Genomic DNA, 11,675 nt, shown 5'->3' with positions numbered 1-11,675 from the left:
TGCCGCCCCAGCCGCGTGCCGCCATAGCGCGCCCGGATCGCGTCCAGAAACCCCGCCGCCAGGTGCGCCGCATTGTCCTCGGTGCGGATCCGCGTCACCCGCGTGGCGGGGTCTTTCACCAGCGCCAGCATCAGCGGCGTGGCCCTGGGCGTCGTCGTCACCAGTTGCCTCGGCGCGGCGCCGAGCCTGAGCGCGAACTGCAGCATGTCCCAGGTCTCCCGCGCATGGCGCCATTTGCCGAGCTCGTCGCACCAGGCGAGGTCGAATTGCGGCCCGCGCAGGCTTTCCGGATCTTCCGAAGAGAACATCTGCGCCACCGCGCCCGAGGGCCACACCAGCCGGCGCCGCGTCGCCTCGTAGAGCGGACGCCCGTCGCGCGCCACGCCGAGAATGCCCGACATGCCGTCGACCATCACCTCGCGGGCATCGCCAAAGGTCTTCGCCACCAGCGCGATGCGGCCATCACGCCCCAGCCCGGGCATCTCGCCCGAGGCAAGCCCATGCACCCATTCGGCCCCGGCTCGGGTCTTGCCCGAGCCGCGCCCGCCCATCAGCAGCCATGTGCGCCAGTCTCCCTCCGGCGGCAATTGCTCCGGCCGCGCCATGAGCCGCCAGTCGCGGGAATGGGCGATCAGCGCCCGGTCGTCGAACCGCCCGACATGCGCCGTCACCAGGTCCTCGACGCTCGCGACTTCCCGGTCCCGCACCTCATCGGTGTCGAAAGCCGCGCTCAGCCCCAAGCCCCCCGTCAACGCCGGCGCACCGGCGACGATCAACACGCCGGTCATGCCGGTCGGGCCCGCCTGTGCGCTGCCGCCTGTCAGATCATCGACGCCGGCCGGACCCGTCAGATCGCCCGCGGCCCCATGGCCTTGGAGCGCCGGCACCCCGGCCGCCAAGGTCAGACGCCGCTCCGCCGCAAGCCTTTCCGGTGCGACGAAGCCGCTCGCGCCGCCGGCGCCGCCGGTTTCCTCCGCCGCCCGTCCGGCGCGCAGGCCTTGGCGTGACCCCGCCATCAGCACATGGACCCACCGCCTCGGATAGGGCATCGGGCGTCCCGACACCCCGCACTGCAGGGCCACGCTCATCGACCGCAGGATCATGCCGCGCCCTTCCGCCAACCGTTTGTCCGGGGACAATTCTGTTCAAGCTGCTGTCCGGGGTGCCCGTGTCCGGCGTCTGCCGGAACGCACCCCCGCTTCCGGCCGCCGCCCGGGATGCCGAAACCGTCCTGGCTCCGGCCTCTCCGCCCCGTCATCCCGGACCTGATCCGGGATCCAGCCACCGCGCGTCCGCGCGGCGAAAGACTCCGCCTCTCGGCCTCGTCTTCAGACCAAAGTCTCTTGCGCGCCGCCGGACACCCGATCGGGGTCCGGCGTGACGGAGGAGAATGATGCACCGCGTTCCATTCCTGCACCGTTTCGCCCACAGCCGGATCGTCCGGACCCGTCACGTCTCCGCCGGGCGTTCAGCCATCTCCGCCATCCCGGCGCCCGCGTCCGCGCCAGGCTCCGCCCGCCGTTCCGCTGCCAGCCGCTCGGCGGCGGCGAGGATGAGCTGCCGCACGGTCCGGCGCATCTCCTCGCGCTCGTCGGGCGTGAGCGTCCGCGCGGTCGTGCGGGCCTGGTCCTCGGCAATCAGCCGCTCCATCTGGTCGATCTTCTCGAGCGTGCGGGCAATGAGCGACACCTGGTCGACCGCCGCCTTGCCCTCGGCGCCATCGACGCCCAGCCGTGCCGCCTCGCGGTCCAGCACCGCGCGCATCTGCGCCAGCATCCGCCGCGTGCTCTCGGCGACAAGCGTCGGCGGCGCGGCCGCCTCGCTTCCGGCGGGCGGCGCATCGGCAGGCGCACTCGCGCCCGCATCCGCGAACCGGTCCGCGGGTCCACGCGCCTCCGCCTCTCCATCGCCCGCTCCGTACTGCTTGTGCTCGATCGGCTCGAGCGCCAGCACCATCCCGACCAGCCGGTCGATCAGCTCCGCCTCGCGCTCCGGCGCAAGCGCGGGGGCCTGCCCGGACCCCAGGTCCGCGATCGCTGACAGCATCCCGCGCCCGCCAGCATCAAAGCTCCCGGTCATCCCAGCCTCGCAATTTCCTGAAGTCGGCCCGGTCAGGCCATCAAAAAAGCGCCCGGGACAAACCACGGGCGCCTGGCGCACATCCTATCCATGTCCACAGAAACCAGCCTCCCGGCCGGCCCGCCCCGTTTCCGGCGCACCACTGTGACGATGACATAACCCTATCAAAGCGCCGTCACGCCGTCAAGGATTATTTTCCTATCAATGGGAGAATTTTTTCCATTTCGCCCGGCCGGTGGCGACACGCCTCATGCCATGACGCGGAAAATCCGTCGCGTGACCTGCACAAAATGGATCGAACGCACTTTGGCCACTGCCCCTTCTAGGGCATTGAAACCGCTATGCAATCCGACGGCGCAAACTGTCCCACCGCCCCTTCCCCGCCGCACAAAAAAACCGCCAGAGCTGGCTCCGGCGGCTTCGAGGTGGTGCTTCAACCCTGGGGGGAGGAAGGGCGGACTCAGAGGCTAGAAGATGGCGATGATGCCGAGCACGGCAAGCAGGAACAGCACCAGCACGATGCCGATCAGAATTTTCGCGCCGGTCATGGCGGCGCCCGACAGCCGGCCGAAACCGAGCAGGCCCGCGACCGCGGCGACGATGAGCAAAATCAGGATCCATTCAAGCATGGGGTACAGCCTCCGTTTGAAATCATGGGACTTCAACCCGCAAAGGGCCGGATTGTTCCCTGCAGAGGATATTTTCCCCCGACCCCGGCCTTCCCGCCCCGCCGCGCCGTCAGCCTGGGGACAGGAACATCCGGCATGGTCGGGGCAGACGTCCCGGATCCCAAACCAAGCGTGAGCCTCGGCCATGGCCAGACAAGCCAAGATCCTCCTGCTGCTGCTCTTCGCCCTCAGCCTGGCGTTCGGCGTCAAATCCTATGTGTCTTTGTGGACCTTCACCCACGAGGGCCTGTCGATCGGCTCGCTCAAGACGCCCTACTGGGATTTCCTCAATCTCTGGTTCGGCTCGCGGCTGGCCGTGTCGGGCGAGGTGGCGGTGCTGTTCGATCCGGACGCCTACCGGGAGGCGATGCGGGCGATATATGGCGCCACCCTGCCCGACCACGAATGGAGCTACCCGCCGTCGATGCTGCTCGTCGGCGCGCCGCTTTCGGCGCTGCCGCTGCCGCTCGCCTATGTGCTCTGGACGTTCGCCGGCGCGCTTGCCCTCTATGCCGCGCTCACCTGCCTGCCGATCCCGCCCGTCCCGCGGCTGCTGCTGGTGGTGAGCCCGGTGGTGCTGCAGAACGCGTTTTTCGGCCAGAACGGCGCCTTCACCGCCGCGTTGATGATCGCCGCGCTGGCGCTCGCGCCGAGGCGGCCGCTGCTCGCGGGCGTCTTCGCCGGCATCCTCACGCTCAAGCCGCATCTGGGCATCCTAATCCCGGTCGCCTGGCTTGCCGCCGGCCACTGGCGGGCGATCTTCTCGGCCGGCGTCGTCGCGGTCGGGCTGTTTGCCGCCACCGGGCTCATGTTCGGGTTTTCTGTCTGGGCGGAGTTCCGCGCGGTCACCACGCCGCTGATGGTGTCGATCCTGGAAGCGCCGTTTCCGCAGCACTATCACACCCAGGCGATGACCGTGTTCATCGCCGTCCGGGCGCTCGGCGGCCCGCTCGCGCTCGCCTATGGCGCGCAGATCGCCACCGCCCTCCTCGCCATCGCAGTCACCTTCCGGATCTGGCGGCCAGGCCCCGGCCGGATGCCGGAGACCGACCGCATCATCCTCACCGCACTCATGGCGCTCATCGCTACCCCCTACGGCTATACCTATGACGGACCGGCCATCGCGCTTGCCGCCGTCTGGCTGGCGCTGAGCCGCGATCTCGCGCTGGGGTCCCGGCTGGTGCTCTGGATCGTGTGGCTGTTTCCGGTCTTCATCCCGTCGATGATGATGTATCAGATCTACGGCTTCTTCGTGATGATCCCGATTGCTCTCGCGCTGATGATCTTCTTCCTGCCCAAGGCCGGCGCCTACGGCTCCTCGCCCGGCCATTCGACCAGGTAATCCTCGAAATCCTCAACCGGAATATCGGCCTCGCTCAGCGTCCGGCCGCGCACCGAGACGCCCGCCTCGTGCACCGTCTCCGGATCGCCCGACACCAGCGGATGCCACCAGTAGAGATCGGCGCCCTCGGCCACCAGGCGGTAGCCGCAGGTGGGCGGCAGCCAGGTGATGGTCTCGACCTGGTCCGGGGTGAGGCCGATGCAGTCGGGCACGGTGGCCTGCCGGTTGGCGTAGTCCTTGCAGCGGCAGCTCTCGCCGTCGAGCAGGCGGCAGGCGATGGAGGTCCAGGCGATCTCGCCGGTGTCCCAGTCCTCGAGCTTGTTGAGGCAGCAGCGGCCGCAGCCGTCGCACAGGCTTTCCCATTCGCGCGCGTTCATCTCGTCGAGCCGCTTGGTGATCCAGAAGGGCTTCTCACCCATGGCCATTATCCTTATTTGCATTCCATCGGCGCTCCGGGGAGCGCGCATCTTGTCCTTTGGCGGAAAATCGGCCAAAAGCATAGGCCACAGGGGCGAAAACCGCGGCCGTCACGCCGCCCATCTCAACACGCGACGGCGCGTCGAGCCCGCCCGCAATGGATCGAGACCCGTGCAAGACCCATTTAATCAGGAAAACCGGCCGCGCAAGCGCTCCAACTTCTTGCTCCGCATCGATTCCTGGATCGATTCCTCGATCTGGAACGCCGGATTCCGCGCGGGCGAGATCTGGGAAGAGATCACCATCTTCTTCCGCCGCTTCCGCACCCGCGGCGCCTGGAAGGCCGTGTTCGAGATCGCCGGCGAAGGCATGAACGCCGGCACCGCCGGCTTCGTGCTGCTGCTCGCGCTGGCGCTGCCGGCCTTCGAGGAGACCTCGGGCAACTGGCAGGCGCGCGACGATTTCGCCGTCACCTTCCTCGACCGCTACGGCAACGAGATCGGCCATCGCGGCATCATCCATGAGGATTCGGTTCCCGTCGACCAGTTGCCCGATCACTTCGTCAAGGCGGTGCTGGCCACCGAGGACCGGCGCTTCTTCGAGCATTTCGGCATCGATTTCCTCGGCCTGGTCCGCGCCATGACCGAGAACGTCAAGGCCAATTCGGTGGTCCAGGGCGGCTCCACCATCACCCAGCAATTGGCCAAGAACCTGTTCCTGACCAACGAGCGCACGCTCGAGCGCAAGGTCAAGGAGGCCTTCCTCGCCTTCTGGCTCGAGGCCAACGTGCCCAAGAAGGAGATCCTCCGGCTCTATCTCGATCGCGCCTATATGGGCGGCGGCACCTTCGGCGCAGCGGCCGCGGCGCAGTTCTATTTCGGCAAGGACATCACCGAGGTCTCGATCGCCGAGGCCGCGATGCTCGCGGGCCTGTTCAAGGCGCCGGCGCGCTATGCGCCGCACATCAACCTGCCCGCGGCGCGAGCGCGCGCCAACGAGGTTCTGTCCAACCTGGTCCAGGGCAATCTGATGACCGAGGGCCAGGTGATCGGCGCGCGGCGCAATCCGGCGAGCGTCATCGACCGCGGCGACCACGACGCGCCGGACTATTTCCTCGACTGGGCCTTCGACGAGGTCAAGCGCATCGCCGGCGGCTTCCCGCAGCATTCGCTGATCGTGCGCACCACCATCGACCCGGGCATGCAGGAAGCCGCCGACGCAGCGGTCGAAACCAGCCTTAGACAGGACGGCGAACGCTACCGCGCCAGCCAGGCGGCGCTGGTGCTGATCGAGAACGGCGGCGCCGTGCGCGCCATGGTCGGCGGCCGCGACTACGGCGAAAGCCAGTTCAACCGCGCCACCCGGGCGCTCAGGCAGCCCGGCTCCTCGTTCAAGGTCTACACCTATTCGCTGGCCATGGAAAAAGGCATGACGCCCGACAGCCCGATCGTCGACGCGCCGATCCACTGGGGCAACTGGAACCCGCGCAACTATTCGGGCGGCTATTCCGGCCGCATCGACATCAAGACCGCGCTCGCCCGCTCGATCAACACCATTCCCGTCCGCCTCGCCAAGGAGAAGCTCGGCGAGGATCCGATCGGGCAGATCATGGCGATGGCCAAGAAATTCGGCGTCGAGACGCCGATCCGACGCGACGTCACCATCCCCATCGGCACGTCCGAGGTCACCGTGCTCGACCAGGCCACGGCCTATGCGGTGTTTCCCGCCGGCGGCTACCAGTCGCGCCGCCACGGCATCACCCAGATCCTCAATTACGCCGGCGACGTGCTCTATGATTTCGCCCGCGACGAGCCGCCGGCCGAGCGGGTGCTGTCGGAGGACGCCGGCAACTACATGAACCAGATGCTGACCCGCGTTCCCTATGTCGGCACCGCCCGCCGCGCCGCCGTCGACGGCGTGCTCACCGGCGGCAAGACCGGCACGACGCAGGCCTATCGCGACGCCTGGTTCTGCGGCTTTACCGGCAATTTTACCGCCGCGGTCTGGTTCGGCAATGACGACTACACCTCGTCCAACCGGATGACCGGCGGCTCGCTGCCGGCGATGACCTTCAAGCGGGTGATGGACTATGCGCACCAGGGCATCGAGCTCAGGGCCATTCCCGGCGTCGAAAACCCGCTGCCCGAGCCCAAGGCCACGCCGCTGGTCGCCAGTTCCGCCACCGACGCCGACGGCAATGTGCTGCCGCAACTGCAGCGGCCGCGCGTGCTCAACCGCGAAACCAGCGATGTGCTGCGCGGCCTGAGCGAACAGTTCGACCGCGCCAAGCCGCTGGGCGCGTCCGAGCGCCTGGCCGCCGCCCCCCTCCAAACATCGCCGGCGCTTGTTCCCATCACCCTCGAACGGTGATAAGGCATGACCCGGTTTCGAGGCCGCCCGGGAAGCGGGCGTCCGGGGCCATACGGCGGGCTGGGAATGGGGTCATGAAAACAGGATTTTGGGACGGCGCGTCGCGTCCGGCTGGGCCCCCCGGGCCCGGCGCGGTGCGGATTTCATCTCGCCGGTTTGACGCATCCCGCGCGGCCCGCGCCGCGCAGCAGTGACGAAGGAATTTTCCGCCCGTGTTCCGCCTGCCTGCCCTGGTTCTTCTCACGCTGGCGATCGCCTTTGGCGGCGGCGCCTGGTCGGCGGCGCGGATGCTCAAGGCCACCTCCGGCTTCGGGGCGATCGAACTCGGCGCCTGGAGCGCCTATCCCGAATTGCAGACCGCGAGCGCCGATCCCTTCGCCCGGGCGCACCGCGCCGGCGACGGCCACATCCTGCTCGGCCGGGCCGAGGGCCTGGTGTTCACCGCGCTCGCTGACGAGACCGGCGCGGCGCTGTCGGGCCGCTGCGCCTATGAAATCTCCGGGACGACGCCGCCGGCGCGTTTCTGGACGCTCAGGGTCGCCGATGCCGGCGGCGCCCCGGTGATCGCCCCGCCGGGCTTTCCCGACACTCTCAATTCCTGGACCACGCTCAGGCGCACCGACGGCACCTTCAGCATCAAGGTCAATGCGACGCCCGAGCCCGGCAACTGGATCCGGCTCGACACCGCGGCGGAGGTGAGCTTCATCCTGACGCTGATCGACACGCCGACGGCGGCCTCGGCCAGCATGGTGGATCTCGACATGCCGGCGATCACGCGGATCGGCTGCCGCGATGCGTAGCGTGCTCCTTGCCATCGCCATCGGCCTTGTCGGCGCGGCCATCGTCCACATCGTCGTCATCCTCGCCTTGCCGCTGTGGACCGGCAAGGACGCCTGGACCCGCGTCCGGGCGATGGGCGCGCAGAACCGGTTCTATTCGCTCGCCAACGAGCCCAACCCGACCGGGCTCTTCAACGATGACCCCGGCATCCGCACCGCCGTATGCCATTTCGAGATTTCCAACGCGCCGGTGAGGATCATCGCCTCGGGCGATGTGGCGATGTGGACCGTGTCGGCCTACGACACGTCGTCGAACGAGACCTTCTCGATGAACGACCGCTCCTCGATCGGCGAGGATGTCGACATCGCCTTCGTCACCCCGGCGCAGATGCTGCAGATGCGCCGCGCCATGCCGCAAGCGCTCGAGCGCAGCGTCCTGGTCGAACTGCAGCGGCCGCAAGGCTATGTGGCGCTGCGCGCCATCGCCCCGCTGCCGAGCCAGGAACCCGCCGCCCGCGCCTTCCTCGCCGACGCCCTCTGCTCGAGCCTCAGGATCGACCCGGCCTGATCGGCCCCGGCGCGGCGGCCTGAACCGGCCCCCTCCGGCCCCGGCGCCCGCCGCTGCGGGCTCAGGGAAGCCAGAGCAGCGTCGGCAGATATCCGCCGGTCTGGAGATACTCGACGCCCTCGATCAGCGGAAACATCAGCAGGAAATAGAGCGCATCGACAAAGGTGCGTTTCAGCGCGGCGGGCGAAAACACCATCTCGTCGGGCTGGTGGTAGAGCCGCGGATCGGGCCAGAAGGCCGGCGTCGAGGCTTCGTAGGCCAGGTAGGCGGGGCCGAACTTTCCGCGGAGATACGCCGCTTCCCTTTGCGCCGTGAGCGAAAATACCAGATAGCTCAGCCACCCGAGCACCAGCGCCACCAGCACCGTCCCGAACACCAGGCCGACGCCGAAGACGCCGATGGTCGAAAACAGATAGAGCGGGTTGCGGGTGATCGAATAGGGCCCGGAGGTGACGAGTTCGCTGTTCTTGCGGCTGCCGACATAGAGAATGCTCCACAGCCTGCCGAACATGCACACCAGGATCAGCCCCACGCCGGTCACCTCCATCGCCTCATGGATCCAGGAGGTTTCGCTCCACAGCGGACGCGAAACCACCAGACCCGCGAGGGCCGCCACGCTCATGAGCTGAACGGCGAGCAGTCTGCGTCTCTGGTCGAACGGCTGCGGCGCGGGAATGGCGTCCATGCGAATCTCCTGGCGATGGCAAATGGCGGGGTCGACCCTGACGCGCGCGAGTGTAGACCGGCTTCGCGATTGTTATGTGACCGTCCCCCGGGCCGCCGCGGGCGGTTGCGGCGGCGATTGATCTCCATCAATGCGGCTTGCCGCCACATTCATATAAGTAGTTTTACATATGTGAGGACGGACCGCAGTCCGGCAAATGGAGGTGAAGGGCATGAACAAGGCGAATATCGTGGTCCTGGGCGCGGGACTTGGCGGCATTTCGATGGTCTACGACCTCAAGGCCGAGCTCGGGAACAAGCACCGCGTCACCCTGGTGAGCAAGACCCGGAGCTTCCATTTCACTCCGTCCAACCCGTGGGTTGGCGTGGGCTGGCGCACGAAGAAGGACATCACCGTCGAGCTTGAGCCGCTGATGCAGAAGCACGGCATCGATTTCGTGCACGGCGCGGCGCGCAAGCTGCACCCGGAGGAGAACCGCATCGAGATGGAGGACGGCTCCTCGGTCGGCTACGACTATCTGGTGATCGCCACCGGCCCGGAGCTCGCCTTCGACGAGATCGAGGGGCTCGGCCCGGAAGGCCACACCCAGTCGGTCTGCACGCTCGAACATGCCGAGCAGGCCAATGTCGCCTTCGAGGAGTTCTGCAAGGATCCCGGCCCGATCGTGGTCGGCGCCGCCCAGGGCGCGTCCTGCTACGGCCCGGCCTATGAATATCTGATGATCCTGGAAAAGGAGCTGCGTTCGCGCAAGCTGCGCGACCGGGTGCCGATGACCTTCGTCACCGCCGAGCCCTATATCGGCCATCTGGGCCTGGGCGGCGTCGGCGACACCAAGGGCATGCTTGAGCACGAGCTGCGCGACCGCAGCGTCCGCTGGATCACCAATGCCAAGGTGGAGAAGGTCGAGGCCGGGCGCATGGACGTGTCCGAGCTCAACGACGACGGCACGGAAAAGAGGAAGCACCAGCTCGAGTTCAAATATTCGATGATGCTGCCGGCGTTCCGCGGCATCGCCGCCGTCCGCGGCATCGAGGGGCTCACCAATCCGCGCGGCTTCATCCTGGTCGACAAGCACCAGCGCAACCCGAAATATCCCAACATCTTCGGCATCGGCGTGGCCATCGCCATCCCGCCGCTGGAGCAGACACCGGTCCCCACCGGCGTGCCCAAGACCGGCTACATGATCGAAAGCATGGTCTTGGCCACGGCCAAGAACATCAAGGCGCTGCTCGCCGGCGGCGAGCCCGCCGAACAGGCCACCTGGAACGCCTTCTGCCTGGCCGATTTCGGCGACCGCGGCGTGGCCTTCCTGGCGCAGCCGCAGAACCCGCCGCGCAACGTCAACTGGGCCGGCGAAGGCATGTGGGTGCACCTGGCCAAGGTGGCGTTCGAGAAATACTTCCTGCGCAAGGTGCGCAAGGGCATCACCGAGACCTATTACGAAAACGCCATCATGAAGCTGCTGGCGATGCACAAGCTGAAATAGCGCCGGTCTTTCGCTCGTCACCGGCGGCTGATGTCTCAATTGTGGGCCGAAGGACCGGTCGAGACCGGATGCCTGTCCCCGGAGCTCTGGCCGGGCGCCCCACCTCCCCCTTGAGGGGAGGTCGGCGATTGGCGCGCGGAGCGCGACAGAGCCGGGTGGGGGTCACTGTTGCCCGCATCTACCCCCACCCGGATCGCCTGCGCTGCGCTTGTCTCTCCTCAGGGTCGAGCCACGGGTCTCGACCCGTCCTTCGGACCCCCTCAAGGGGGAGGTTGGGCGTCTGTGGGCTTCTTGAACCGCGCATCCCCTTTTGCCGCATAAGGGCGAAGGGTGCCGGCGGAGGCTCCGTGAGGCGCCAGTCCCTACCCGGCCTTGCCGCGGCGGGGTTTCTTGCCGCCGGGCTTGTCGGGCGCGGGATCGTGGAACATCGGCGGGTGATGGCGCGGCGCGGATGGCGCCGTCAGCGCCTTCAGCGTCTCGCGACGAACGCCGGTGAAGAGCAGGATCTTGGCCTCTCCGCCCCCTGCGGGGCGGCCGGCGCGCGCGTCCAGCGGCCGCCGGCATCGGGCTGTGTCAAAGGTCACTATTGTCGCCATATTCGGACTCCCACGCAGTGGACCAGGAAATACGCTCGACACACTTCTCCTTATTGATCGCCATCAAGCCACGGTTTGGTTAACAGCTCGCTAACGCTTTTGGGATAAGTTGCCGCAAGTGTCCCGTTGCGTTTCAGTCAGGTGTTCCCGTGTCCGACAATTTCCGCGATCTCGAACGGCCCGATCCGGCCCACCGCAAGGATCAGGTGCTGATGGCGGCCATCAGCGGCCTCGAATGTCTCGACCGCCCGACGCGGGGCGATCTCGCCCGTTTCTCCCGCCTGTTCATGCCGCTCTACGCGGCCGCGAGCCCGGAGGTGCGGCGCACGGCGTCCGCGGCCCTGTCGCGGCTCAAGCGCCTGCCCGACGACGTGGCCGACATGCTCGTCAACGAGCCGATCGCCATCGCCGCCCCGTTCATCGCCCATTATCCGCTGCTCAAGGAAAGCACGCTGGCCCGCGCGGTGGCGCGCAAGGGCGCGCCGCATGCCCGCGCCGCCGCCCGCCGCTCCGATCTCTCGCCGCAGGCGATCGCGACGCTCATGAGCCTCGGCGATCCTTCGGTCGAGGGGCTCCTGATCCTGCGCGGGCTGATCCCCGATCCGGCCCGGGCGCCTTACGCCGACCCCGCCCCGGCTCCCGCCGCGCCCCTCCCGAGCGCCGCCCCCCTGCCCGCGGCGCCAAC

At 67.8% G+C, this 11,675-nt stretch carries 11 protein-coding genes and 1 pseudogene; 6 read left to right on the top strand and 6 right to left on the bottom strand.

Annotated features, from left to right (window positions below):
* The 3 genes from LL06_RS28370 to LL06_RS27100 form a co-directional block, all read right to left on the bottom strand.
* Positions 1-1,103: terminase family protein (locus tag LL06_RS28370; protein WP_244447219.1), on the bottom strand; the 1,103-nt coding region annotated here is incomplete at its 3' end.
* A 346-nt stretch (positions 1,104-1,449) separates the two neighbouring features.
* The gene (locus tag LL06_RS24540; RefSeq protein ID WP_152599766.1) at positions 1,450-2,046 is read right to left on the bottom strand and encodes a hypothetical protein; all 597 of its coding nucleotides are present in this window, start codon (positions 2,044-2,046) and stop codon (positions 1,450-1,452) included.
* Positions 2,047-2,546: 500 nt separating this feature from the next.
* On the bottom strand, positions 2,547-2,708 hold the full coding sequence (locus tag LL06_RS27100; RefSeq protein ID WP_035533284.1) for a DUF1328 domain-containing protein: 162 nt from the start codon (positions 2,706-2,708) through the stop codon (positions 2,547-2,549).
* Between the two features lie 184 nt (positions 2,709-2,892).
* Here LL06_RS27100 and LL06_RS24530 point away from each other — a divergent pair, with 184 nt between their 5' ends.
* Positions 2,893-4,089 (top strand): glycosyltransferase family 87 protein, encoded by a 1,197-nt coding sequence (locus tag LL06_RS24530; protein ID WP_052161893.1) that lies wholly within the window; start codon positions 2,893-2,895, stop codon positions 4,087-4,089.
* Here the strand turns inward: LL06_RS24530 and LL06_RS24525 are convergent.
* Positions 4,056-4,508, bottom strand: a complete 453-nt coding sequence (locus tag LL06_RS24525) for a YcgN family cysteine cluster protein (RefSeq protein WP_035533282.1) — start codon at positions 4,506-4,508, stop codon at positions 4,056-4,058. The two genes, LL06_RS24530 and LL06_RS24525, sit on opposite strands and share 34 nt — an antisense overlap.
* 169 nt (positions 4,509-4,677) lie before the next feature.
* Here LL06_RS24525 and LL06_RS24520 point away from each other — a divergent pair, with 169 nt between their 5' ends.
* From LL06_RS24520 to LL06_RS24510, 3 genes are all read left to right on the top strand, one after another.
* Entirely contained in the window at positions 4,678-6,876 is a 2,199-nt protein-coding gene (locus tag LL06_RS24520) for a PBP1A family penicillin-binding protein (protein ID WP_035533280.1), read from the top strand.
* A 212-nt stretch (positions 6,877-7,088) separates the two neighbouring features.
* Positions 7,089-7,676: a DUF1214 domain-containing protein gene (locus LL06_RS24515; RefSeq protein ID WP_035533278.1), complete on the top strand. Its 588-nt coding sequence runs from the start codon at positions 7,089-7,091 to the stop codon at positions 7,674-7,676.
* A complete protein-coding gene (locus tag LL06_RS24510) occupies positions 7,669-8,223 on the top strand; it encodes a membrane protein (protein WP_035533276.1) in 555 nt (184 codons plus the stop codon). The genes LL06_RS24515 and LL06_RS24510 overlap by 8 nt, the downstream gene beginning before the upstream one ends.
* Positions 8,224-8,284: 61 nt before the next feature.
* Here the strand turns inward: LL06_RS24510 and LL06_RS24505 are convergent, their stop codons facing one another.
* Entirely contained in the window at positions 8,285-8,908 is a 624-nt protein-coding gene (locus LL06_RS24505; protein WP_035533274.1) for an isoprenylcysteine carboxylmethyltransferase family protein, read from the bottom strand.
* Between the two features lie 211 nt (positions 8,909-9,119).
* Between LL06_RS24505 and LL06_RS24500 the strand changes: the two genes are divergently transcribed.
* Positions 9,120-10,394 carry an FAD-dependent oxidoreductase gene (locus LL06_RS24500; RefSeq protein WP_035533290.1) on the top strand — a complete coding sequence of 425 codons (1,275 nt, stop codon included), beginning with the start codon at positions 9,120-9,122 and terminating at the stop codon, positions 10,392-10,394.
* Between the two features lie 362 nt (positions 10,395-10,756).
* Here LL06_RS24500 and LL06_RS24495 read toward each other — a convergent pair whose 3' ends face one another.
* On the bottom strand, positions 10,757-10,978 hold the full coding sequence (locus LL06_RS24495; protein WP_035533272.1) for a hypothetical protein: 222 nt from the start codon (positions 10,976-10,978) through the stop codon (positions 10,757-10,759).
* A 161-nt stretch (positions 10,979-11,139) separates the two neighbouring features.
* Here LL06_RS24495 and LL06_RS24490 point away from each other — a divergent pair.
* A pseudogene (locus LL06_RS24490) lies at positions 11,140-11,675 on the top strand (DUF2336 domain-containing protein); the annotation flags it as partial.

The organism is Hoeflea sp. BAL378 (assembly GCF_000759435.1).
GTDB lineage: Bacteria > Pseudomonadota > Alphaproteobacteria > Rhizobiales > Rhizobiaceae > Hoeflea.
The sequence above is the reverse complement of the archived record's forward strand: the minus strand, read 5'-3'. Positions and strand labels throughout refer to the sequence as shown.